This window comes from Gimesia sp., from assembly GCF_048260065.1.
Classification (GTDB): Bacteria; Planctomycetota; Planctomycetia; order Planctomycetales; family Planctomycetaceae; genus Gimesia.
Map to the genome: position 1 here is coordinate 119,373 of NZ_JBLXHC010000002.1, position 25,945 is coordinate 145,317.

Sequence of the window (25,945 nt, forward strand, 5' to 3'; positions counted from 1 at the left end):
AGGCAATACCGTTTAAGAATGTTGCGGGGAGAACAGGTCCAGCACGCGTGCATCGGTCAGGCTGTCGGCAATGAACTGAGCTGCGCTGAAGTCACCGTAGTTACTGTATTCATGTGGAATCGAAACCACATACGCCCCTGCTCCGACTCCCGACTTGGTGCCTGTCTCGCTGTCTTCGAGAACGAGCATCCGCTCAGGAGTGACATCCATTTTTTGGGCGGCAGTCAGATAGATTTCCGGATGAGGTTTGCCGTGAGTGACATCTTCAGCTGTCAGGCTGATGGGAAAACGATGTATGAGGTCAAACTGGACGAGCAGCGTTTCCAGGTAAGGCCGCGGAGACGAAGTTGCGACACATTTGGGGATATTCAACTCTTCCAGATAATCCAGGAGTTCAAATAACCCTTTCATGGGTTTCAGGTGTTCCTGCAGCAGTGCCTGAAAGATCTCCTGACTTTCCAGCCAGAGTTCATGCGGATCTTCCGGTTTGTCGAGATGGCTGGAAAGATGTTCGAAACCTTCCAGTGCCCGGCGTCCCATCATGCCCCGCAGGATGTCAGGCGTCATTGTTTTTCCGCGTCGCTGCAGCAGGGCATCACCAGAAAGAAAAAACACGTGTTCGGTATTAAACATTAATCCATCCAGATCAAAGGCGACTGCCTGGATGGGAAGGTGGTCTGACATGAGTAAACTCTTTATCGAAAACGGTAACAGATTAAGCGGCTCTCTGGTGTAGGTTAGTGGTTCTTCCCCACAGGTTCAATCGAACCACTCAGACTGTGTCCAGTTTTACTGAAGCGTCTTCCGGTTTTTGAGGACGGAGCCGAATCAATCAGGAGTCACAATGTCTGGAGAAATACGCTTTAGAATGCCGGTTTCTGCCCACGATAACTGAGATCCAGCAGTTCCATGGGATGCGCGACCCAGAGTGGCTGGTGAGACTGACGGAGTTTGGAATCGATCTGCAATGTGCAGCCTACATTACCGCTGATGACAATTTCTGCCCCCGTCTCCAGAATGTTGTTCAGTTTGCGCTGGCCCAACTGGTCTGCCATTTCCGGCTGGGTCAGGTTGTAGCTGCCTGCCGCACCGCAGCAGATCGTCGATTCTTTGAGGGGAATCAGATTGAGCCCGGGAATCAGTTCCAGCAGCTTGCGTGGCTGATTTTGAACTTTCTGGGCATGAACCAGATGGCAGGCATCGTGATATGTGGCGCGGAAAGGAATTTCTCCCTGGGGTGCAATCGGACCCAGTTCAAACAAAAACTCTGAGACATCCTTGAATTTGGACGCCAGCAGTTTCAGTTTTTCCTTGTGTTCTGCAGAGACCCCTTCAATTTCTTCTGCGATATGACCGTAATCCTTGAGCATGGCCCCACAGCCGGCGACATTGACTATGATGGCATCAATGTTATCCAGATCAAAAGCAGACAGATTTTGTAACGCAAACTCCAAAGCGGCCCGGTCTGCTCCACTGTGATAATGAATAGCGCCACAGCAGGCCTGTGTTTTGGGAATGACGACTTCGCAGCCATTGGCCTGCAGAACGCGCACCGTGGCCCGATTCACATGGCTGTACATCGCTTCCGAAACACAACCAGTAAAAAAGGCAACGCGAGCCCGCTGAGTTCCCTGGGCTGGCAATACTTCAGGCAGATCCGGTTCAGCCGGTTTGAGACGCGGCAGCAGATCGTTCATGCGTTTCAGCTTGCCCGGCAGCAGGCTGGTCAGCTTCAATGCGTTCATCGCTTTGTCGATTCGCAGTGCCTGCATGACGCGCGCTGGCAGTAATGTCAGACGAATCCGATTGGGATACGGAAACAGCCGATAGAGAATCCAACGGTGGAACCAGTCCTGCTCTGCTCCTTTTCCCTGGCGGTGATCCATTTTCTGAATGTCGACACGGAAGGGTTCGATCAGGCGTCCGTATTGCACTCCGGACGGACAGGCGGTTTCGCAGCTGCGACAGTCCAGGCAGAGATCCAGATGGCCACGCACGGCATCGGTCAGTTCAACCCGCTGGTCGACGACGGCTCGCATCAGATAAATACGGCCGCGCGGGCTGTCGTTTTCATTCCCCGTTTCCAGGTAAGTGGGACAGGCTGAAGTACACAATCCGCAGTGAATACAGTCCAGAAACTTTTCGTAAGGGATTTCCGAACCAGGAATGTCTGCCGGGGCTTTAGTGGCATCAACGGGTTGAGAGAAAGAACTTCCAGGTTTCATATATAAACTCGTATTCGAGATTCTGTTAGTCAAAGGAGATAGCAGTGGAGACGATTCTAGATTTCAACCAGTTCATTAAACCGTTGTGAATTCAGCAGGTGTTCAGGATCTAACGCGTTTTTAAACTGTTTCATCAGTTCCCAGCCTGCGGGGGGCGAACAGAAAAGCGGCAGCGAATCAGACCAGTCAGACTCACACTGGTAGATATTCAAATAACCTGTTTTCGGATCAATGGTGGTTTTCAGCTCCTTGAAGATCTGCTGCACTTCATCCAGGGAACTGGCGGAGTCGGGTAAATGCCCGAAAACGATTCCATCTGCCGCATGTGCCTGCACGGCGATGTTCAGCTGAGTGGCTTTTTCAATAAACTTGATCATCTGTGAAGGCAGCAGAACCGCTTTGAGTGTCACCGGGTCATCGGACGAGGTTTGATATTCGGTAAATGCGTTATAGAGCCGAGTGGCTTCTTCCGTTTCCACGGTCTGCACACTGAGGGGGGAATATTGATTCCATTCAGCAGCGATTTGTGTTGTCTGCCAGTTGACTTCGTTTTCAGGCCCTTCGTAACAGACGCATAAAATATGATGATCTGCCGGGAGTTCCAGACGCGCTTCTGCGGCGATTTGTCTGGCTGCTTTGGCATTACAGTATTCCACGGCGGTCGGACGTGTGCCTGAAGTCACAATGGCTTCCAGAGCCTGATCAACCGTCTGGCAGGAATCGAACTGAAACCAGACCATGGACATCGATTGTGGTTTTGGTCTCAGGTTGAGCGATACCTGACTGATGACCGCCAGCGTACCCAGTGAACCAACCAGCATTTTTCCCAGATCGTAACCGGCAACGTTCTTCACCACACGGCCACCGGATTTAAACAGGTTCCCCCTGCCATCGATCGCGGAGATCCCGATCACATAATCGCGAATGGTTCCATAAGAAAACCGTTTCGGACCACTGGTATTTGTCGCAATCACGCCGCCGATGGTTGCCCGGTTCGACTGAGGAACGTCCAGGGGGAGTCTCTGACCTTCCGCGGAAACAATTTTTGTCAGTTCATCGATGCGCATGCCGGCTTCGACAGTAATCGTGAGGTCTTTGACAGGGTAATCGACGACCCGATTAAGTTGGGAAGTACAGAGCTGGATACCGGTCTGGCTGGAGGGACAGCAGACAGCCAGTGAAGTTCGTCCCCCGACAGGAAACAGCTGACTGTGATTTGCAGCGGCGTTTTCTGTCATGAAACGGCTTAATTCCGTTTGGGATGCGGGAACAAATTCTTCCTGCGAGCCGGATTGGAGCGGAGACATAATTCTACTTTCAGGAGCCTTGTTGCAAAAAATGAATTGCTGTTGAGTTGTGTGATCAGAATGTATCAGGTTCAGTGTGGTGCGCGTCTGCCTGGATGCGCCTGCGCCACCGCGGGTGCATTATCGGAAGTATGTGGCGGCAGTACCTTGTCTCGACTGCAGATCTGTCGTGGATTAAAAATATTTCTGACCTTTTCCATCGTAGCCAGATCGACTTCATTGAAAATGCGACTCATGAAATTGATTTTTTCCACACCAATGCCATGTTCGCCCGTCACACTGCCACCTAGTTCAAGGCACTTCTCCAGAATTTCTTCACTGGCTTCGAGCACCTGCTGGATTTGTCCCTGGTCGCGTTCATCAAACAGCAGGATGGGATGCACGTTCCCGTCACCTGCGTGAAAGACGTTGACGATTCTCATGCCATATTTTGCGCTGGTCTGTTCAATAAAATCGAGGATTTCCGGAAGTCGAGTTCGGGGAACGACGCCATCCTGGGTACAGTAACTCGGGCTGAGTCGACCAATGGCACCGAAGGCCTGTTTGCGACTTTTCCAGATCAGCATGCGTTCTTCGGGAGTGTCGGCACGCTGAATCTCACGTACATTATTCCTGTTACAGATTTCGAGGATTTTCGAGACTTCCGCATCTAACGCGACTTCCAGCCCGTCGACTTCAATCAGTAATACTGCGCCCGCATCCAGGGGGAAGCCAAAGTGAAACGCTTCTTCGACGGCCTGGATGATGCCATGATCCATCATTTCCAGGGCGGAAGGAATGATCCCTTCTGCGATAATTTCGGAGATCGCCCGGGTCGCATCTCCGATTGTCTGGAAGACGGCCAGCATCGTGCGATGCGATTCGGGATCGCGTGTCAGTCGGACGATGGCTTTGGTGCAGATGCCGAAGGTACCTTCATTGCCGACATACACACCATGCAGGTCATAGCCGGGCACTTCTGCAGTGGGACCTCCCAGTTCGATGATCGATCCATCAGGCAGCACTGCTTCCAGACCCAGTACATGGTTGGTGGTGACCCCATATTTTAGTGTGTGAGGTCCTCCCGAGTTGGTGGCAATGTTTCCGCCAATCGTACAGGAGCCCTGGCTGGAAGGATCAGGAGCGTAATGATAACCGGTCCCCTTCAGAGCATTGGTCAGATGCAGGTTGACCATGCCTGGCTCTACGATTGCGTATCGGTCTCTGAGGTTCAGTTCCAGAATCTGTTTCATGCGTGTCAGCACGATCATGACCCCGCCACCAATGGGCAGGCAACCGCCTGAGAGACTGGTGCCGGCACCGCGGGCCAGGAACGGGACATTAAATTCGTTACAAAGTTTAACGGTCGCTGAAACCTGTTCGGTTGTGGTCGGGAAGACGACAATATCCGGAGCGGATTTATCGACGATGTACCCGTCACATTCGTAAACGAGCAGTTCATCTGCATCGTACAGAATGCCGGTTTGACCGACGATTCCGGTTAATTTTTGAATCAGAATGGAGAACGGTCGGCTTCCTGCCTCCAGCTTCTCTAACACAGGAGCTGACAGGTTGAGGGTCTGGCTGGTATCGTCAACCATTGTCGGGGGTAGCTTTCAATAAAGTTGAAAGGAAATTGTTAAGATAATTAATAGGTGTATTTTAAATCAAAGTCAGCTCAGGAATCAATTCTCTGCCTGCTGCTTCATTCAATTCGAGAGGTTTAAATGCTGTATTCGCGGTAGAAAAAACGAAATCCGTCGATTCTGCGGAGAATGTCATTTCTGATTGACCCAGATCGGACTGGACCAGGCCATCTCACCATTCGACTGAATGACACGCACATAGTACCAGTCATCCTGGCTGCCATCACCCTGATCCGTGAATTGGAATTCCGTATTCCACTGATTATGGAACACAATACGATGCAGCATGGCGGATTCCCAGGGAAATGGCCGCGTAAACAGCATTTCATTGCTGACCGCCAGATCGGAAAATTTCTGCGTCAACTGGCATTCACTGGGCTGCTGACAGGAAACGGAAATCCGGGTGTCCGCATTCCCCTGGATCCGCATGACGACCGCTTTCTGGGACCAGTCATCGACCTGTTGCTTGAGAGCCGTGAACGACTGGATTTTTATCTGCTGTGGCGTCTGTTCCAGGATGCGATCGCGGCGGAATTCATCCATGGGGCCGGTGGTAAAACAGGGTTGGATCTGCTGGATCTCGCCACCTTCGACATCGACACTGAAGTTCCAGTCAGCCGTGCCACCCCAGCCTAATGCCGGCCAGGGACCCCAGCCATATTCAAATCGCAGGACAACCGGCTTTTCCCAGGGATTGGAGCCATTCGATTTGTCGACGGGAAAATCGCGATGAATGACGCGTCCATTTTTCAGAACTTCGACACGGTCAATTTCATCCCAGCCCTGCACTTTGACTTTCAGTTCACGTTGATCGGTATACGCTAACTCTTGTCCCATGATCTGGTCATTGAGAAAAAAGTCGAGATCGATTCGATCACCTGAAACGGCATAAGTCCGACGACTGCGCAAACCATCGAATAAGGCATCGCGCGTCAGTTCGGTCGCTTTGATGGCAGCGAGCCCTTCACGGTAACCGCCCGGATGTCCCAGGTGATCGTCCGTGCTGGCAACCACACCGAGCCGATATCCCTGATTCAGATAATACTGAAGCGTGTGTTTCGTCCAGCGTCCCCCTTCCGTATGTCTTTTGTAGGGGAACGGAGCGCGATCGTGCTCGGCGCAACCCCATTCGGAATGGATTTCCAGAACCGGAGAAACATCGGATGCCAGTTTGGTTGCATCAAATCCGCGATGGCCCAGACGATTGGCAGGATGATGGGGAATCATCAGGCAGCCCCGCTGGCGGGCGAATGCCTGTAGTTCAGCCAGGTCTTCAATCAGTTCGTAGTCTCCCTGAAGATCCGGAAATAGAATATGGTAGTCCCCTTCTTCGGTGCCATGCCTTTCGTAGCCGAGAATGGTGACAAACTCGCCTGGTGAATCAAAGTCCTTCGCCAGTTGAACGACTTCCGGCCAGCGGGCGCGGGCGATATGAAATCCGTTTTTCCACTTGTGTGTGATTTTACCATCGTATTCGACGATATCAGGCCAGTAGGAATGGGGCGTGAACGCATAGAAATCCAGATGGTTCCGCGCGATTTCGAATGAGCGGTCAAGAGATCCCAGTGCATAGCCGACATGGTTGTGATTGTGTAAGTCGCCGAAGAAATTCTGATAGTCGGTGGTCATGGGTTTCTGGCAGTTCTGATAGGGCTGATTTCTTAGTGGATAAGCTGTCGAGCTCTTGTTCGTTGCATCAGAGCAGGCTTTGGATTTATCAGAAGCAATCTGCAGAATGAATGCAAGTCTTTCTGCTCACTCCACGATGAAAATCGAAAGTTAACGTTGTATTCAAGTCAGCGGCTCCAGTAGAGCCATTTTTCAAAAATGCGTTTTATCAGTGGACTGAGCCGCGTACGATTGTATTGATCGCCGATTTTTCGGATGGCATCTGCCTGTGTCGGATAGGGATGAATCACACTGGCCAGTCGTTTTAATCCCATGCCGGATTTCATGGCGACCGAGATTTCTGAAATCAGATCGCCTGCATGGCTGGCGACAATGGTGGCGCCCAGAATTTGATCTGTTCCCTGTTTCACATGAATTTTCACAAAGCCATTGGTTTCACCATCCAGTAAGGCGCGGTCGACCTCTTTCAATTCCTGGGTAAAGGTCTGGATGCGAATCTTCTTTGCAGCCGCTTCCTCTGCATACAGTCCGACATGCGCAATTTCAGGATCGGTGTAGGTACACCAGGGAATCTGCAACTTGCTGGATCTGCTTCGACCTTTGAACAGCGCGTTTCCAATGACGATCCGTGCTTGGAAATCAGCGGTATGCGTGAACTGATAACGCGAACAGATATCGCCGGCAGCATAAATGGCAGGATTGGTGGTCTGCAGATAATCATTCACGACCACGCCGTTCCGTTCATTGTATTCGACTCCGGCCTGTTCCAGATTTAATCCCTGTACGTTGGGAGCACGACCCGTGGAGACGAGGATCTCATCGGCGATGATTTCCTGCAGTCCTTCATGTGTGTCGATCTGAATTCTTTTACCGGCTTCGGTTCGAGAGACTTGAGTGGTGGCTGCGTTGAGCAGGATTTTTACACCCTCCTGTTCCAGCTGGCTCTGAATGATTTGTGCAGCATCACGGTCTTCTCTGGGGAGAATCTGAGTTTGAGATTGAATCAGAGTGACTTCCGAACCGAAACGCGCGAATGTCTGTGCTAATTCACATCCGATGGGCCCTGCTCCCAGAATGGCCAGTCGAGGAGGCAGTTCTGTTAAGGAAAAGATGGTTTCATTGGTGAGAAAGCCGGTTTCTTTAAGCCCTTCAATCTCGGGGACAGCCGCCCTGGCTCCTGTGGCAATCACCGCTTTTTTGAAATCGAGCTGCTGTTGTTCAACCTGGATCGTCGACTGGTCGAGAAAGCTGGCTTCGCCGATGAAAACGTCCACACCCAGGTCTTTGAACCGTTGTGCTGAATCATTTTGACTGATGTCGGCCCGTAGTTGACGCATGCGTTCCATTACCTTGGGAAAGTTGACGGCCACTGATTCAGGATCGACTTGAATTCCCAGATCGTTTGATTTTTTGATTGCATGCAGTGCCCGGGCAGATCGGATGATGGCTTTAGAGGGGACGCAGCCTGTATTCAAGCAGTCGCCTCCCATCAGATGTCGCTCGATCAACGCGACTTTCGCCCCCAGTCCCGCGGCACCGGCGGCAGTGACCAGACCGGCGGTGCCGGCACCGATGACAACCAGATTGTATCTGCCATCCGGTTGAGGATTGATCCAGTCAGGCGGGTGAACCTGATTCACCAGTTGCTGATTATATTCATCAGGGGGATCAATCTGAAACGGTTCAGTCATGCTGATCTCTTACTATTGTCGTCGAGTGCGGCTCAAGTCTGTTTCTGCAGTCGGTTCACAATTTTTTTCACGAGCAGAGGAAATGTTCCCAATAGAATAAAAGCAATAATCAACTGTGGCGATAAAATTCCGCGGGCGCCCTGCCTGGACAGTTCCTGTAAGCTGGGCACACTTGTGCCAGCGTAGACATAAACGGCGGTGCCAGCAAGCATCCCCAGTTGACTGACCCACCAGAATGTCCAGACACGAATTGTGGTCAGGCCCATCAGCAGATTGATGAGAAAAAAGGGAACCGCGACCACCAGTCTCAGTGTAAACAGGTAGAAAGCGCCTTCCTGTTCAAACCGGCGATTGAAGCTGGCAAAGCGATCGCTGTAACGACTTTGAATGGCAGAGCGAAACAGGTAGCGACTGGTCAGGAATGCCAGGGTTGCGCCGGCCGTCGATGCGAAACTGACGAGCAGCAGGCCTTTCCAGAATCCAAAAAACCAGCCGTAAGATAAAGTCAGCGGGACTGCACCCGGCAGAGAGAGGCCTGTGATTCCGGTATAGATCAGAAAGGCGATCAGGTAAATCAAGACCGGATGTCCTGATGCAAAGTCCTGCCAGCGGTCTTCCTGAGTGGCCAGGTATTCGAGCGTCAGGACATCACGATACTGGAAATAGACCAGACCAGAAATTCCCGCCAGAACGATCAACAGGATGATACGCGGGTATCTGGCAGACTGCGATTCACTGGATTCAGTATCGTGTGACTGCGAATCGGAATCGGCACGGTCCACCAGTGATATCCTGTTCTAAGGGATCCTGCAGTTGAGTGATTCGCTGTCTTGCCGGCCTGGACTCTGGGAGCCTTAAAGGATGGCGCGGATCTTTTCCAGAAACTCTTTGTTGCTCGGGAACTTCTTAAGAGTACTGGTGAGCTGTTCCATGGCTTCGACCGGGTTCAGAGAAATCAGGCTGCGGCGGAGCATGGTGACACCATCCAGGACTTCGGGATCCAGGATTTTTTCCTCACGACGGGTTCCGGAGAGCGTGATATCAATGGCAGGAAAGATGCGGCGGTCGGACAGTTCCCGGCTGAGAACCATTTCCATGTTGCCGGTTCCTTTGAACTCCTGAAAGATCACTTCATCCATTCGGCTGCCCGTATCAATCAAAGCGGTTCCCAGCACTGTCAGTGAGCCACCCTCATCAAATCGACGGGCGGTTCCGAACATCTTTTTGGGGATGTCCATGGCTTTCACATCCAGACCACCACTCATGGTACGTCCGGTATTACCCACCCACTTGTTGAAGGCACGTGCGGTACGGGTGATACTGTCCAGCAGAATGAAGGCGTCTTCGCCTGCTTCAGCCAGTCGCTTACCACGTTCGAAAATCAGCTGGCTGGTACGAACGTGACTTTCGACATCGCGGTCCATTGAGGACGAAATGACTTCGCCTTTAATGGAACGTTGCATTTCCGTTACTTCTTCGGGACGCTCGTCAATCAGCAGTACCATCAAACGGATTTCGGGATGATTCGTACTGACGGCTTCTGCGATATCCTGCAGCAGCATCGTTTTACCAGTTCGAGGTGGAGCGACGACCAGTGCACGCTGACCTTTACCGATCGGCGTGAGCATATCCATGATCCGCATTGTGATCGGCATGGCTCCTGTTTCCAGTTTGATCTGTTCAAACGGGTTGATGGGAGTCAGTTCATCGAACGGTTTGATCTGCATGTATTCTTCAACGGTCCGCCCATCAATGCTCTCGATGGATTTGAGCCGGGGACCCTGACCACGAGTACCAGGACCAACTTCACCGCGGATCAGGATGCCTTCACGAAGATTGTGTTTTTCGATCAGAGAGCTGGAAACAAAGGCGTCCGAGTCCTGTGCCTTGTAGTTGGATTTCGGGTCTCTGATAAAGCCGTAAGCTTTGGGGTGTAATTCCAGAACCCCTTCGATGGTTCCTGAAATCGTTTCGTCGGCAGGGGCATTCGAGCGAGGTCTGCGGGTCTGTGTTCGGTTCCCTCCGCCATTGCCACCGGAACGAGATCGATTTCCGCCACGATTGGAGTTGGAACGACCTCGGTTGCCTCCCCCCTGATTCTGGCCTCCCTGTCGTCCTGGTCCCTGGTTGGTCGTTCCGTCTGATTTTCTTCTGCGTCTTCTGCGGCGACGATTGCCTCCGGATTTGTCGGATGATTGATCACCGTCGGAGTGGTTTGAGTTGTTATCGCCTGTGAATTCAGAAGAGGTATCTGACATGCTTGCGGGTTCTCTTTCAGGTTCTGCATCGCTGTGGTGGGAGTGCGAGTTTTCGAACATTTCGAGGTTTTCTTCGGCCTTGCGATGGTATTCGTCCTGCAGGGCGTCGGACTCACTTTTGTCTAAAGTGTCCTCTGTCGCGCGTTCCACTTTTTTTCGTGGTTTTGTAGTTTTTCGACGTGCAGGTTTTGGTTTGTCTGAAGTTTCAGAACTTTTAGCGGCCATACAGAAACACCAAATGATTATAAAAATAGTTACGAAATAATTAGAGACACAACTACAGCATGAACGACTCATGAAGTGACAGACAAATGCTTCAAGACTGAATCATTATCAGCAGAGATTCTGCAATGATACTTGAATGCAGCTGGCATACTTCTGAATGTGCCGACTCTTAATTCAGAGGAAACCACGTTACAGCCGGTTAATGGTACCGGCGTGATTCTGATTTCTTGAAGAAAGACTCACACAGTGGAATAACGCGCCCGTCTGCGGACTCGACCGTCTTGGCCTGCATATTCCAACTCTAAGGACAATCGCTTTTGAAACAGTAAAGAGATTTAGCCCAGGCATTGAGAACAGAATGCTTTGACAAACTTGTTGACGAATGCCTCTTACAGGGTGATCGTCTTGCCGATATCCTTTCAGGCAAAAAATATTGTGGTCAAAAACTGTTACTAGAATTCAATCGTTTCAATCAAGTTCCGTCAACCGATAAATGGTTGCTAATAGGGAACTTTTAAATGTTTTACTAACTCGTCCCGGAATTGGTTTTCGCTCGGTTGTCATTGAAAAAAGCTGACAAATCAATGAAACGATTCCGGTGGCTTTCTGATGTCATTTCAACAAAACAGAAACAGCGTGCAGATTACCTTCCGAGGATAATATTTTTTAGCCAGTGAACTGGTAAGGTCGTTTTACAACTGGTTTAGATACTTCAGTATCATTCAGTGCAAACATGAAAGAGCAATTACTTTCAAGAAGCAGGCGCCCGCCCGAATTAAACCAAGGGAGGTGCCGATGAAGACTAAAGCCCCGCCGGAAACGACTCACATACATAAAAGCCAAATGGGTAATCAGTGTTTTCTTTATACTGACTGGTGGGTTATTGATCTCAAAAAGCGGGGGGAGATCCTCATTGAAAAACGGCTTTCCTGAGATGTCTTAGTTAAACAGTGTTTATCAAAACTATCTCATAGCGTCAATACTAATCGTATCGCCAGCTCGTTCTACAAGTATCTTAACTTATCCTCAGGCAAAGTCAATTCACTATCTTGATTCTATCGGATGTTTTGTTCAGGAGCTTTTTTAAGACTTGGCAATAAACATGATATTTCCGGTATTTCTTCAATATTCGGGACTGATAACCGTCTGAATTCAGGGTTCAAGGTTGGGAGGCAGGCCGGACGGATACGCTTGCTGTATGAACTCCTGGATGCGTTCAATCCGGTTTCCAGGATCGGGATGTGTGCTGAAGATTTCCGGCTGCCGACCGGCTCCTGCAGAGCGTTTCAGGATATCCATTACGGCGATCATGGCGCGTGGATCATAGCCTGCCAGGACCATGAGTCTGATGCCCCAGCGGTCCGATTCCAGTTCATCGTTTCTGCCATACTTCATGTTTACCATGGAACCGATCATCGCCGCCATCCGGGCACTGCTGACATCTCCCCCGGCGACGCCGGCTGCGCCAGCCAGACCTTGTGTGAGTTCCTGTTTTGCCATCTGTTGCGCACCATGTCGGGAGAGGACGTGTCCAATTTCGTGTCCCAGTACGCCAGCCAGTTGCCCTTCTGTTTCCAGCTGATTGTACAAGGCGGCGGTGATGAAGATCTGACCTCCCGGTAAAGCAAACGCGTTGACTACCTGGTTGTCTTTGAGCAGATGGAAATTGAATCGATAGGGGTTGTGCCGCCCCTCTTTGGCGAGGGCTGCATTAAAATTATCAAGCAGTCGTCTCCCAACACGATCGACATACGCCTGGGCCTGTTGATCCGGGTGTTCTCCATGATGCTGCTGCAGGATGGTGGGCAGCGCCTGCAGGCCTAACGCGATTTCCTGCTGCTCTGTCAGGGCAACGTGTTGATTCTCCCCGGTCACTTCATTGACATCGGACTTCATCACATACGAGATATAACTGAACAGCGCGATGCCGACCGCGATGATGAGTCGCATTTTGAACGATGAATTCCGAGAACCATACGAGGTTCTGATATACCGTGTCATCTGATATTGATCCCAAACAGAACAGCCACCTCAGTTATTTCTGAAGGAGCGAGGTTGATCTTCAAGACTCTGAATGTAACGCCAGATGGCCTGGAACTGCAGGTCAGCATTCCCATCCAGAATATGTGTAATTTTCGTTGTTTTCCCGTCTGCGGAAAGACGGGGCATTTTGGTCGAGATATCAAATCGCGGCGGATCGAGGACAAACCGCCGATAGTAGTCATCGTCGAGCCGTTCTCTGATGTGCACGAAATTAATCCCTGGCGCAATTTTTGTCTTCTCATCACCGGTTGGCAAGTGGTCTCCAATGCCATGACACTGCCGGCAGTCGAGCGCGGTTTTCGAAGTCAGTTGCTGGCCCAGTTGAATTTGCGATTCTGAATGAGCATTTTCAACCTTTGGGTTTTCGGTTGAGGGGGGAGTGGACATTCCATGCTGGGCTGCCATTCCGCGTGTCAGTAAAGCCGCATGCGCAGGAAAAGCGGGCATGCGGGAATTCAACCAGGGGCGGGGACGCCAGGAGAGCTGCCCTCCTATAAACATTTCGGACCAGTGTGGTTTCAGTTTTTCACCCGCCCAGGTCAGGCTCGGAAGGGGTTCCGGAGGTAATCCCGACTCCCCTTCTTCGACGACAATCAAGGCACGTGGACTGGATACAGAATCCCTGGTATGACAGGCGGCACAGTTCAACTGATTCATCCAGCGGTCCGCTGTTTCCGTATCGCTCCGCCGAAACAGGGAAGCCGATTCGGTTTTGAGAACCGCCTGGATTGCAGAACGTTGTTCCGGATTCAATGTGAAGTCGGGAACGGGAGCGGGCTTCTGTTCTGTTTCGGCAAGGCACCCTGAGGAGAGTGATTGTGCAGTGATCGAAACTGGCTGAAATCCTGTCGCTAGCAACTCCGATTCCAGCGGCAAACGATGGCATTGAACGCACCCCAATGTTTCGTACAGCGTCTTACCCCGACTCGCGGAACCGGCAGGCGGAATCATGGCGTTTTGAATTTTCCCTTTGGAATTCTCAATCAGATACACCGCGAGGCCGGCTGCTTCCTCGTTGGTTAATTTGAAATCAGGCATGCGACTCCAGCGGTGATGTTCCTGCGGTGATTTCAGAAAACGGATCAGCTGTGAAGCCGTAAATTTACGTTTAATCAATGCGAGTGAGTGTCGTTGATATTCATCTGGTTCATCGGCGACAGAAAAATGATGGCAATTGATGCACCCCAGGGCTTCATATGATTTTGCTCCCGCAGCCAGATATTTTTCTGTATTGGCTTCCGAACTGAAGTCAGGTGTTTCGACACGGTCGGAGACCGGCTTCCGGGCCTGGGAGACAAACCAGGCTGTTAAATCGGCTGCTTTCTGTATGGTCTGTTTCTCAGCAGGATCACCCAGCAGCGCGGGCATGCTGGAGTGGGCCCTTAAATTTTGTGTATTTAACAGCCAGTGAAATAACCAGCGTTTCGTCACTCGCGTGCCGATATTCTTCAAATCCGGTGCAGACTGTGACAGTTCGGGCATCACGGAACTCTCTGAAAAAAGTTTGTCCGCCTGCAGCCGCGCGAGTGAAAGGGAAGCGTCTTCTCCCGGCACTGTATGACAGGCCAGACATCGAAACTGTGCGAGCAGTTCACGTCCGTGACGGAACTGCTGTCGTTCCAGCAGCTGTTCGTCATTGCCTGTGTGGCTCAAGAATTGAGGTGAAATCGGTTCGGTCGCAAACGTCTGACCTTTCCAGAGTAATCGTACTTGAGCACGTCCATCAGGCTGGCTCTGGTAGTCCAGCTGCACCCGGTTAAAGCCTTTGTTTAATCGAACAGATACTGGTGATGCCTTTCTGAAGTCTGAGCCGGTGATCTGGATGATCTGTTCTTGATTCACCTGCAAACGTGCCGTTCCCGAACCTGCCAGGCTCAACTCGTATTCACCGGCGATGGGAACGCGCAGATAGCCCTCAGCAGTGGCAGTGAATCGACCCGGTTTTAAAAAGGGAGTGACCGGTTCTGCAGAGCCAACCGACAAGGCCAGCAGACGGCTGGTGCGCGCATCGGTGACGAGGGAACCGGCTGACTGATTCTGTTTGAACCGCCAGAGGATTCCCGGTTTTAACTCTTGTACCTGAGCTGGCGTGAGAAGTTCGTTTTTCTGACGACGTGTTAAAATGGATTCTTCCATTTTGCGGGAGGGGACCGAATTGATCGTATGGTAGTAGGTCTGTTTTAATGATTCGCCAGACTGACTGGTCAACTGCCAGGTGATTCCCATCTGCATTACGGGAATGACACGGGACAACTCCAGGAAGACCGTTCGCTGATCTGGCAAAAGAGTGGCTGAAATCACTTCGACTTCGTCTCGTCCTTCCGTCTGGGGAGCCGAGACGCGGTATTCCGGCGAACCATAGTTTTGTGACCAGAGATAGTTCCATTGTTCAATGGCATAATGATCCGGATTTTCAGCCGACCTGCGATCCAGCGGATTGCTGAACGTCAGGGCAATTCCATTCTGCATCGTTTTGACAGCGACCGGGAGGTGGACCGGTTTTCCCGTATAACGCACGCGTTGCAGGCAGCCATCGCGGACGGCGTTCGTCACCCAGCCTCTGAGTCCACTGACATAAAGTTGTCCGTCTTCGGGACTGAACCGCCCCCGCATGATGCCCGATTCAAACTCTAAAGGCAGTGTCAGCGTTCCCCCCTGAGACTGACCGTTGATGACTTCCCGCAGTGTGAGCAGCAGTTTACTTTGACCGTAAGACAGGTGTAACAGCTGCTTTTCCAATGGTCCCCAATCCTGGCTGGTCACCCAGACCTGTCCGCCGCTTGAGTTGTCCTGCAGTCGGGGAATCCAGCAGAGCGGAGGATCATACCCTAGAGGGCGATCGGCGGTGATGTGCGGTCCCCCAAAGCCGTAATAGCCGCCCTGCTTCACTTCGGTAACGTTCGAAGCGGGAGTCCAGTTGCCTTCCTGTGGGGAGGCGGTGATGATGTTGCCCGGACCCATCCCCATACCATTCGGATTGCGAAAGCCGGCGGCGATCTGGTTCAGGCGTTTGCCGTTCCTGCTGATCTGCATCACTCCCTGCTGGGCATGCATGAAATAAAAGTTCCCAAAGGAGTCGGTTTCGAGGCACGTGACATAGTCGTGTCCACCAGTCGAAGTCGGGATCTGATTGTTGAAGCATTCGTAGAAGTCGGCTTCGCCATCCAGATTCTGATCATGCAGAATCGTGATCTGGTCGCGGCCGAGCACATGTATTTTGTTGTTAACGACTTTCAGTCCCAGTGGCTGAAACAGTCCGGTGGCGAAACGCTTCCACTTCAATTCGCTGAGGACAGCGTCTACACCACTGACCAGCCAGACATCGCCGTGTACGGTTGAAACCGCCAGGTCACCGTTGTCCAGAAAGTCATGTCCGCTGATAAAGAACAGGGCCCGGTATGGATTCTCGTGGGGAATAGTGAGCGTATCCACGACATAGGGAGCATTGTTCTGAGAGAGGAGCCCTTTCGTCGTGAGTATTTTGGTCCAACGTGGCGGTCCGGGAATCAATTGTGTCTGGAGTGAAGTGGGAACGGAGAGTGCGGGGGCATTGCTGGCAGGCTTTGGTTTGAGTTCCGGGTTGATCTGATAATAAATGAGAAACCGTTGTGTCGTTTTGCGTGGGGGAATGACAAAACTGGCGGTCCCCTGCGCTTTATCTGTGCTGATGCGGGATTGAATATCGGTTCCGCCAACACAGCCGATCCGAACGGGAGCCTTCTGTTTCGTTGTGATGAATTGATGGGGGTGGCTTGCAGAGGTTTTCACTTCACCGGCAGCAGCGACAAACAGTTCCAAAGGTGTCTCCCCGGGACCGATTTCAAAGGCACGTGTGAAGCAGGTGTGTTCTGGAGAAGTCTCCAGCCAGGGAGAGTCGAATACCGTCGTTTCACCAATGCGGTATTCGAGTGTGACCCGGTTTTGATTCACGTGGGAGCCAATAAACTGAAATGGCTGGTTCCAGCCGGGCCCCTCTGCTGAAGTAAAATGAATTTGCCCGACCGGCGACGGCGCTCGGATCAAACCGAAACGTTCGGGAGAGGGCTTGAGAAATCCGTTTGACCAGATGCCGCGTACTTTGCCATTTTTTGTGTCATAGCAGATCGTAGATGCCTGATTCAGGCCCACACGAATTGAGAGCCCTTTCTTCACCGGGCCCGTGGGTAGTGGGACCGTACTAGCCAGCCAGGTGCCGATCTCGGTCTGTTGCCAGCGATTATCACTGGTCGCTTCGACAGGTTGGTTGAACCCGACCGCTTCCTTTCCCCAATGGTCCCGCTCTTTTTCTGGTGCAGATTGCGCTGAGACCTGAATTTGATCGGAAGTATCAAAGGGGAGCAGGACGAGAGTCTGTTCATCCTGTTTCAGTGGCGCTGTGGGAATGGCTGTGAAATCTCGCGTCCCTTTCGAGATGCGAAAGTCATCCAGCAAACCGTCACAGCCAAGCCTGTTTTCCACGAGTCGACCGGAGGCGAGATTGTGCGATGCCGGTTCACTCGATTTTCGTTTAGGAAGTTTCGAATCAAGTGACTGTTTGCCATCGACATAGAGCCTGATGCGCGCCTCTTCGAGGATCATCGCGACAAAATGCCACTTCTCATCGCAGATGTTGACCTTCGTTTTATACTCCCCTCCCTGACCGGGCAGATAGACGCTGAAAAATCCGCTGCCGGCGTAAGAGTACATTTCCCAATGCGCAGCCGCACTTTTGGGATCACAGGCGAGCAGGATGTTGAATGCCGACTTGCTGTTGAGTTTCACCCAGCCTTCTGCACTCAATGGGCGAATATCTAATTGGCCTGCGCGCGTTTTCGTCAACACGGAACCAGCTTTAGCATTGAGTGCATTTCCCCATTTTCCGGGAACGAGAGTCTCCTTCTGCGCGGGTTTGACTTCAGCAGCTGGCGGCGGATCGAATTCATGAACCGGTCGCCCGGCGGCCCAGGCAGTGGCGCGACGCAACATTTCAGTCGCCGCGAAAGCGTTGTATGTCTTTTCACTGTGCCCGAGCAGTGTCTGGAAAATGCGTCCTTTGCCGTAATGGTAGGTCCAGGCCAGCGGTTCGTTTTTTTTCGTGACTTTGGATTTGGCCGTAATGAGAGGTTCGACCGGTTCCGTGCCGTCCTGCCGGAAATAGAGTTCATCGGTCACCGGAAAATCCTGCAGGTTTCGGGTGAGAGGATGTGTGTCGTCTGTGATCTCTACGGTGAAGTCACCGAAGGCATCGTGTCCGCTTTTCTGCTCCCCCTTGCCGTGATGATTCCAGACACGGCGGACAATTTTACGATACTCGGGCCAGTCGGATGCTCCTGCCTGGGGGAGTGAGAAATGAAAGGCACCGTTGGCAAAATGAATTAAGATCAGTCCCCCGCCCTGTTGCAGATAATTCATGAATCCGTTGCGCGAGGCTTCACTCAAGGGAGTGCCGTCATGCCAGTTGGCGTAGTTCTGCACGATGACCTGATAGTCTTTGAGATTTTTTTTCGAGAGGTCTTCAATGTCATTAGTCACATCGACTTTGATGCGTGGATCTCGCTCCAGCAGTTGTTTGATGACGGGCGTGGTTTTTTTCCAGTTATGCCAGGCGTGTGCCTCATTACCGGCGAACATCAGGACTCGAATCGGTTTCGTGTCGATCAAGGCAGGTTCGGTCCCCTGCACGCCTGCCAGAGCGGCAGTGATTTCCTGATGAGTGTAGTATGAGGCTTCCACGCCGCTGGGAGGAACTTCGATCCCCGCCGTCCAGGCAATCGCATTCAGGATGAATTTCCGAAAAGTAGCGTTCTGCCAGTTATCATAAAAATGACCGCAGGTCGTACCAAAGCCACGTCCTCCCTGGCTGCGTTCTTTAGCCCAGGCGACGATGTTGCCATTTTCGGTGCGCCCTTTGAGATCTGTGACTTCGAGTAACGTGGTCAGTTCCTTATCTGCCGGCTGAAAGCGAATGTTGTAATAAAACTCTTCGCGGAGTTCGAACGGCTTGACACCTCGACAGACGGGATGCTCGGGATGAGGCAGCGTCACCGGAGCTGTGAGTGTTTTGATCGCTGAATACCAGTTCCGTTTTCCGTTGTCTTCCCAGTCGAAGTAGCCGCCGGACCAGCTCTGGATCTGTCTGGCATATTGATCCGGTGCGAAGGTAGAGAAATGAAACGTCAGGAATCCACAGCCACGATCAATCTGCTGCTGGATCTGTTTTAAATGTGCTGCATTCGCGAAGTGGGGTGCTTCGGTGAATTTCTCTCCGTCTCTGCCATCGGAGATGACCATGATTGTGTCGGCGTCATTCAGGGTCTCCGGGTTTTCAGGCCAGCCTTCCAGATGATACTCGACTTTGACTTTGTCCCGGATATTTGAATTGTCGAGCATGACCTTGAGCAGTTTGACCGACCAGGGATAGTCATGAATTCCGTTTCCCACGGGGCCATGACTTTTGGGACCTGCGATCAGGACAATTTTATGTTGATCACTGTCTGGCTTCGATTGAGGTTCTGCTGACAGAAGCGCTGTCACAGGGAGACAAAGTACAAACAGGAATCCGATTAAATGTCGTGAAATCATAATACCTCTGGATCTCATTCATTCCGGTGGGATCAGGTTCTTCAGCAGGGACGGTTTACGGTGGTCATGGATTGCTCAAAATTTTATTTTACCGATGCGAGCGAGAAAATACTTCCAGCAGATTAGAAAAAATGAAATTCGCTCAGGTTGGACCCGAATCTCCCCTGGCTGCTACAATTGCTGGAATCTCAATTGCGGCTGGTCTCTGCATTGTTCATGATGGAGAAAATGGATCGGCCGTCTGCTGTTCAACAATACTTTGATATTCATCTGGAACTTGATATGTCTCTCAATCGTGCGCTCGCTTTGCTGCTGACACTGTTTCTATTTTTATCGCCTGAATTGCAGGCTGTCGAAAAACAGCAGACGGCGAAACCGAATATTCTGGTGATTCTCTGTGACGATCTGGGGTATGGGGATCTGGCCTGCTATGGTCACCCTGTGATTAAAACCCCGCATCTGGATCAACTGGCCTCCGAGGGGATGCGGCTGACGGACTGTTATGCCAGTGCCCCGGTCTGCTCACCTTCACGAGCCGGGCTGTTGACGGGCCGGACCCCTAATCGACTGGGCGTGTATGACTGGATTCCCGAAGGGCACCCCATGCATCTCAAGCGGGAGGAAGTCACTGTCGCGCAACTGCTGCAGCAGGCGGGGTACGATACTGCACACGTGGGTAAGTGGCATTGCAATGGGCTGTTCAATTCCAAAGAACAGCCTCAACCTGGTGATCATGGTTTTCGTCACTGGTTCAGCACTCAGAATAATGCCCTGCCCACGCATGAGAATCCCAATAACTTTGTTAGAAACGGAGAACCGCTGGGTGAGATCGAAGGGTTTTCCTGTCAGATCGTCGCTGATGAAGGAATTCGCTGGTTGAGTGACTGGCGCGAAAAAGAGAAGCCGTTCTTTCTGCATGTCTGTTTTCATGAACCACACGAGCGGGTGGCTTCTCCTCCGGATCTGGTCGAAAAGTATCTCGATAAAAGCCTGTATGAAGATCAGGCACAGTATTTTGCCAATGTCGCCAATATGGATCAGGCGGTGGGAAAACTGTTGAAGAAACTGGATGACATGCAAGTCGCCGACAATACGCTGGTGTTCTTCACCTCTGATAACGGTCCCGAAACACTCAATCGTTATGGGAAAGGCTCACGTCGTTCCTGGGGATCGCCGGGTGTGCTGCGGGGCATGAAACTGCATATCTATGAAGGGGGAATTCGCGTGCCGGGCATTGTTCGCTGGCCGGGCAAAATTAAAGCGGGTCAGGAGATTGCGACCCCCGTCTGCAGTGTCGATCTGCTGCCGACGTTTTGTGAAATCGCTGGCGTGTCTGTACCCGATCAGCGTCCCCTGGATGGTACCAGCCTGATACCGCTGTTCGCCGGGAACGAGATCAATCGCAGTACGCCGCTGTTCTGGAATTACTATCGCGCTTACAGCACACCGCGTGTGGCCATGCGCGAGGGGGACTGGAAAATCGTCGCGCACTGGAGTGGCCCGGAAGGCATCATCCCGCTGGGAGGGAACGTCAACTCGGTCTCACAGGAAATCATCAAGAATGCGAAGTTGACGAAGTTTGAGCTATATAACCTGAAAGACGATATCAGCGAGCAGCATAATCTGGCCTGGCAGGAGCAGGAGCGACTGGATGCGCTCAGGTTGAAACTGGTCCAAAAGTATGCGGCTGTTCAGAAAGAAGGCCCCGTCTGGGATACCAGCGAATACGAACAGAGCCGGGAAAAGTCGTTGTTTAAAAAAACAGCGAAATAAAAGGTAGCTCTTTGAGGATTGTTGGGGCCCGGTCAATTGACGGGAAATTGAATTCCTGCCTGAATCCCTATTCTCAACCGTCGGCGCGACTGTTAAAGTGAAACTCCGCAGTCAATTTGTCCTACCTGTTTTTATTAAAATGATCTGGTACAGCCATGCCTTATCTACGTATTTTTTGCCTGTTGTCTGTGTTCTGCCTGCAGGTTCTGACTCAATCCGCTTCAGCCGAGGTTGTTCGCAATGTCGGTTTTGAACCGACCTGCTTCGCTTTGACGGGAGCCCGGGTCGTCACTCAGCCGGGAACCGTTCTGGAGAAGGCGACGGTCCTGATTCGCGATGGATTGATTGAGGGGGTGGGCACGGATCTGAAAATTCCTGCTGATGCAGAGGCCATCGACTGTACGGGACTGGTCATCTATCCGGGATTCGTTGATGCCGGTTCCAGTGAGTTGCTGAATAAAGAGGTCAAAGCCCCGCAGCCAAGTGAGCGAAAAGTCGACTTCGGTCGCTATGCGCTGGCGGCGACGCGTCCGGATAATCGAAATTACCTCAGCCCGGAATTTCTGGCGAATGATGCAGTCATCCGCAAAAAGAACAGTTTCGAACAATATCAGAAGGCCGGCTTCACAACACTGCATCTGCTTCCCCGGGGAAAGATCGCCAGTGGTCAGGGAACGCTGCTCTCGACCAGTGAACTGCCGGTCAGAGAAGCAACACTACTCAAATCGACGATGAGCGCCTTTCGCCTGTACGCGCCGCATGGGGATGTCTATCCCACAACATTGATGGGCGCGCTGGCCCATTTGCGCCAGACATTTCTGGATACACAACATTACGAGCAGCATTGGGAACTCTATGGAGAACAGAGTGCTTTCGTAAAACGTCCGCCGACAGACCCGGCTTATGCCGAGCTGAAAGAGGTTCTGCATGGCAGGAAAACTCCGGTGTTCTCGGCTGACTCGCGCGATGAAATCTTACGGACACTCGATTTCTGTGCGGAGTTCCATTTGAAGCCGGTGATCTATGGAGGCGAAGAAGCCTACCTGTGTCTGGATCGTCTGAAGCAGGAATCGAGCGGATTAATAATTCGGCTGAATATCCCTGAGAAACCGGAAGTGAAAGAACAGGATGATAAGAAAAAGCTGACGACGAAGTTTTCTGATCCGCTGCGTGTGCAGCAGGAAAAGTTGCGTCTCTGGAAAGAACAGATTCAGGGCCTCAGTCAACTGGCAGAAACGGGATTACCGATTGCTGTTTCTTCAGAATCGATGAAAAAACATGTCGAAGACCTGCTGCCTCAACTGCGGGTGGCGGTAAAAGAAGGACTTCCCGCAGATCAGGCACTCCGTTTTCTAACGCAGGATGCTGCCGCGTTACTGGGGATGAAGAATCGACTGGGAACGCTCGAGACAGGCAAACTGGCGCATGTGACGGTCATGTCTGGTCCGTGGAATGAAGCAGATTCGAAAGTGCGTTACCTGTTCGTTGATGGTCTGAAACTCGATTTTGAAGAGAAAAAGAAAGAAGAAAAAGAGGGTAAGACTGAATCCGGAGCTAAACCCAAACCGGAACCTGCAACCGTCGATTTAGCCGGCGAATGGGGTGTGGAAATTCAGTCGGCCCAGGGGAAAGTGATTGGCCAACTGCAGCTCGCACAGGAGAAGACGTCATTACGGGGTACGTTTTCCAGCGAAAAAGGGGATGGAAAAGTCACAGCGGGGAAAATTGAAAAATCGCAGTTTGAGTTTACCGTCGCAATCGGGGCGGGCGAGCATTCAATTGAATTGCAGTTTAAAGGGGAACTGGGGAAAGAATTAAAGCCGGACAAATTATCCGGTAAACTGAAGTCGGCTTTCGGGACGGAAACACAATGGTCGGCGGTTCGAAAAGTAAAGCAGGAATCTCCGGTTTCAGCGAATCCGATTCAACTCTCCCTGGAGGGAATGGACGACGGCGATGATCTGCTGGGCGAGTCTGACAATGAGATTCTGGTCGCTGAAAAACCGGTTTTGAAAAACGAAAGCCGACCGAACCTGCATCAGTTCAACACGGAACTGAAGGCCGACCGGATCAGCCAGGCTGCTGCGACTGGCGGGAACCTGTTATTGAAAAACGGGACTGTGATTACCGTCACTGGAGAGACGATGCCTCAGACATCAGTCCTGGTGAAAAATGGAAAAATCGCTGCGATAGGCGAGGATCTGAAAGCACCTGAGCAGACGACAGTGATCGATGTGACCGGTCTGTATGTGATGCCCGGCATCATTGATACGCACAGTCATATCATGATTACCGAGGGGATCAACGAGTATTCCCAGTCGATCGTGCCTGAGGTTCGCGTTCGCGATGTCGTAAATACCGCTGATCCATCTGAATACCGGGCGTTAGCGGGGGGAGTGACTGCCGCTCGTCTGTTTCATGGTTCGGCGAATGTGATTGGTGGCCAGGATGCGGTCGTGAAACTCAAACACGGCAAATCAGTCCGGGAGCATATTCTGCATGATGCACCTCAGGGGGTGAAATTTGCATTGGGGGAAAACGTCAAATATCGTACTTCGCGTTTTCCTAATACCCGTATGGGGGTCGAAGCGACGCTGCAGCGAGCGTTTCTGGAGGCCATCGATTATCGTCGCCAGTGGCAGGAGTATGAGAAGTTACAGAAAAAAGAACCGGATGCAAAACACCTGCCGCCTCGACGGGATCTGCGCCTGGAAGCACTGGCGGACATTGTCAATCATGAAAAGTTTATCCATTCGCACTGCTACCGTGCCGATGAAATTCTGATGCTGTTGCGCGTGGCTTCGAACATGGGCATTCGCGTCTGGTCGCTGCAGCATGTTCTGGAAGGTTACAAGATCGCTCCCGAAATTCTGGCGCATGGTGCGAGTTGCAGTACGTTTTCGGACTGGTGGGCGTATAAAATCGAGGCTTTCGATGCGGTTCCCTATAACGCGGCACTGCTGAATGAAGCAGGCATTAATACCGTGATTAAAAGTGATGACTGGGAATTGATCCGGCACCTGTATCTGGAAGCCGCCAAGACGGTTCGCTATGGAAACATGTCGTTTAATGATGCATTGCGCACCATCACAATCAATCCCGCGAAGGAACTCGGGCTCGATCAGCAGATCGGTTCGATTGAGATCGGTAAGGATGGTGACTTCGCTGTATTCAGCGGTCATCCTCTGAATGCTTACTCGCGGTGTGAGCTGACGATTATTGAGGGGGAAGTCTACTTTGATCGGAAGCAGCAGCCCACAGCGATGACGGAAACAGCGGAACGACGTTCTGCGACGCCTCAGGTTTCGATTACCGCGCAGTCGGATCAAAAGCTGGACTTACCGGCAGCAGAAGTGACCGAGTATGCGATTACCGGTGCCACACTGCATCCGGTCGATCGAGGGGACATCGCCAATGGGACGATCATCGTTAAGGACAGAAAAATCACTTATGCAGGGCCTGCAAAAACACTGCCTGTAGAGATGACCGTAATTGATGCAGCAGGCTTGCATATTTTCCCGGGGATGATCGATTCCGGTTCGACGCTGGGTTTGACCGAAATCGATAAGGTACGCGAAACACGCGATTATGAGGAAAGTGGTGATCTGCAGCCTGATCTGCGGACGGGGGTAGCCATCAATCCCGATTCCGAACTGTTTCCTGTCGCCCGTGCGGGGGGGATCACCACCGTGCTGGTCAGTCCGCAGTCCGGTCTGATTTCCGGTCAGTCTTCCCTCGTTCAGACAGCGGGTTGGACGGCACCCGAAATGGTGATGGAACTGGAAGCGGGTTTGCAGATCGACTGGAGTACGAAACAGGAACGCCAGGATGAATTGAAAGACTTTCTGAAGCAGGCACGCCTGTATCAGAAACTGAAACAGCAGACGAAAGAAAAAGGGACACGCGAGCCGGTAACCGACCCGCGGTATGAAGCGTTGATTCCTTACCTGAAGCAGAAGAAGCCGGTCTTTATCGAAGCGAATTCTCGCGAAGCGATTGCGGGTGCCCTGCTCTTTGCGGAAGAGGAAAAACTGAAAATTGTGATTACAGGGGGCGCAGATGCCTGGAAACTGGCGCAGGAATTAAAATCGCGAAAAGTTCCGGTGATCATCGGGCCGGTGATGCAGAAGCCACAGGACGACTATGATCCGTTTGATGCACCGTATGCGAATCCGGGGCACCTGTATGATGCCGGAGTCTCATTCTGCATTCGTTCTCACAGTGCCTGGAATTCCCGGAATACACCCTTTGAAGCGGCGATGGCAGTAGCTTATGGTCTGCCCGAACAGGCTGCGTTACGATCAGTTACCCTTTCGGCTGCGGAAATTCTGGGAATTGACAATCAGGTTGGATCTCTGACGGCGGGTAAGCTGGCGAATCTGGTTATCGCCGATGGTTCTCCGTTACAGCATACCTCGCATATCAAAGCGGTCTGTGTCGGCGGAAAATTACTACCACCGGAAAGCAAGCAGACGCGACTGTATGAACGGTATCGGGGGCGTTTGCAGAAGCTGAAGAAGTCTCAGGGCGACCCTATGCCAACGCCGATTCCACTGGAAACTCAGAAAACAGCACCGGCGAAGAAACCTGCGAATACCAAATAACAGA

12 protein-coding genes are annotated in these 25,945 nt (G+C 51.8%); 2 read left to right on the forward strand and 10 right to left on the reverse strand.

The window, feature by feature from the left end; translation table 11 throughout:
* Positions 1 to 12 precede the first annotated feature (12 nt).
* From ACN0YN_RS03655 to ACN0YN_RS03700, 10 genes are all read right to left on the reverse strand, one after another.
* Positions 13 to 684, reverse strand: a complete 672-nt coding sequence (locus tag ACN0YN_RS03655; RefSeq protein WP_417383632.1) for an HAD family hydrolase — start codon at positions 682 to 684, stop codon at positions 13 to 15.
* Positions 685 to 863: 179 nt separating this feature from the next.
* The gene (locus tag ACN0YN_RS03660; RefSeq protein ID WP_417383633.1) at positions 864 to 2,225 is read right to left on the reverse strand and encodes a (Fe-S)-binding protein; all 1,362 of its coding nucleotides are present in this window, start codon (positions 2,223 to 2,225) and stop codon (positions 864 to 866) included.
* 56 nt (positions 2,226 to 2,281) lie between these two features.
* Positions 2,282 to 3,532, reverse strand: coding sequence for an FAD-binding oxidoreductase (locus tag ACN0YN_RS03665; protein WP_417383634.1), 1,251 nt, complete (start codon positions 3,530 to 3,532; stop codon positions 2,282 to 2,284).
* A 71-nt stretch (positions 3,533 to 3,603) separates the two neighbouring features.
* Positions 3,604 to 5,112 carry an FAD-binding oxidoreductase gene (locus ACN0YN_RS03670; RefSeq protein WP_417383635.1) on the reverse strand — a complete coding sequence of 503 codons (1,509 nt, stop codon included), beginning with the start codon at positions 5,110 to 5,112 and terminating at the stop codon, positions 3,604 to 3,606.
* A gap of 177 nt (positions 5,113 to 5,289) precedes the next feature.
* A complete protein-coding gene (locus ACN0YN_RS03675; RefSeq protein ID WP_417383636.1) occupies positions 5,290 to 6,786 on the reverse strand; it encodes a DUF3604 domain-containing protein in 1,497 nt (498 codons plus the stop codon).
* A gap of 167 nt (positions 6,787 to 6,953) precedes the next feature.
* A complete protein-coding gene (locus tag ACN0YN_RS03680) occupies positions 6,954 to 8,477 on the reverse strand; it encodes a mercuric reductase (protein ID WP_417383637.1) in 1,524 nt (507 codons plus the stop codon).
* 32 nt (positions 8,478 to 8,509) lie between these two features.
* Positions 8,510 to 9,259 carry a TVP38/TMEM64 family protein gene (locus tag ACN0YN_RS03685; protein ID WP_417383638.1) on the reverse strand — a complete coding sequence of 250 codons (750 nt, stop codon included), beginning with the start codon at positions 9,257 to 9,259 and terminating at the stop codon, positions 8,510 to 8,512.
* A gap of 72 nt (positions 9,260 to 9,331) precedes the next feature.
* Positions 9,332 to 10,960, reverse strand: a complete 1,629-nt coding sequence (gene rho, locus ACN0YN_RS03690) for a transcription termination factor Rho (RefSeq protein ID WP_417383639.1) — start codon at positions 10,958 to 10,960, stop codon at positions 9,332 to 9,334.
* Between the two features lie 1,152 nt (positions 10,961 to 12,112).
* Positions 12,113 to 12,910, reverse strand: coding sequence for a M48 family metalloprotease (locus ACN0YN_RS03695; protein WP_417383640.1), 798 nt, complete (start codon positions 12,908 to 12,910; stop codon positions 12,113 to 12,115).
* Positions 12,911 to 12,991: 81 nt separating this feature from the next.
* Positions 12,992 to 19,564, reverse strand: coding sequence for a ThuA domain-containing protein (locus tag ACN0YN_RS03700; RefSeq protein WP_417383641.1), 6,573 nt, complete (start codon positions 19,562 to 19,564; stop codon positions 12,992 to 12,994).
* A 282-nt stretch (positions 19,565 to 19,846) separates the two neighbouring features.
* On the opposite strand from ACN0YN_RS03700, the gene ACN0YN_RS03705 reads away from it, so the two are divergent.
* Positions 19,847 to 21,337 carry a sulfatase gene (locus tag ACN0YN_RS03705; RefSeq protein ID WP_417384118.1) on the forward strand — a complete coding sequence of 497 codons (1,491 nt, stop codon included), beginning with the start codon at positions 19,847 to 19,849 and terminating at the stop codon, positions 21,335 to 21,337.
* 155 nt (positions 21,338 to 21,492) lie between these two features.
* A complete protein-coding gene (locus ACN0YN_RS03710; RefSeq protein WP_417383642.1) occupies positions 21,493 to 25,941 on the forward strand; it encodes an amidohydrolase family protein in 4,449 nt (1,482 codons plus the stop codon).
* Positions 25,942 to 25,945 lie beyond the last annotated feature (4 nt).

Excerpts from the sequence above, each read along its gene's own strand:
- ACN0YN_RS03675 (WP_417383636.1), bottom strand. The coding sequence starts at position 6,786 with ATGACCACCGACTATCAGAATTTCTTCGGCGACTTACACAATCACAAC.
- ACN0YN_RS03665 (WP_417383634.1), bottom strand. The coding sequence starts at position 3,532 with ATGTCTCCGCTCCAATCCGGCTCGCAGGAAGAATTTGTTCCCGCATCC.
- ACN0YN_RS03670 (WP_417383635.1), bottom strand. The coding sequence starts at position 5,112 with ATGGTTGACGATACCAGCCAGACCCTCAACCTGTCAGCTCCTGTGTTA.
- ACN0YN_RS03705 (WP_417384118.1), top strand. The coding sequence starts at position 19,847 with ATGTCTCTCAATCGTGCGCTCGCTTTGCTGCTGACACTGTTTCTATTT.
- ACN0YN_RS03655 (WP_417383632.1), bottom strand. The coding sequence starts at position 684 with ATGTCAGACCACCTTCCCATCCAGGCAGTCGCCTTTGATCTGGATGGA.
- rho (WP_417383639.1), bottom strand. The coding sequence starts at position 10,960 with ATGGCCGCTAAAAGTTCTGAAACTTCAGACAAACCAAAACCTGCACGT.
- ACN0YN_RS03680 (WP_417383637.1), bottom strand. The coding sequence starts at position 8,477 with ATGACTGAACCGTTTCAGATTGATCCCCCTGATGAATATAATCAGCAA.
- ACN0YN_RS03660 (WP_417383633.1), bottom strand. The coding sequence starts at position 2,225 with ATGAAACCTGGAAGTTCTTTCTCTCAACCCGTTGATGCCACTAAAGCC.
- ACN0YN_RS03710 (WP_417383642.1), top strand. The coding sequence starts at position 21,493 with ATGCCTTATCTACGTATTTTTTGCCTGTTGTCTGTGTTCTGCCTGCAG.
- ACN0YN_RS03700 (WP_417383641.1), bottom strand. The coding sequence starts at position 19,564 with ATGATTTCACGACATTTAATCGGATTCCTGTTTGTACTTTGTCTCCCT.
- ACN0YN_RS03695 (WP_417383640.1), bottom strand. The coding sequence starts at position 12,910 with ATGCGACTCATCATCGCGGTCGGCATCGCGCTGTTCAGTTATATCTCG.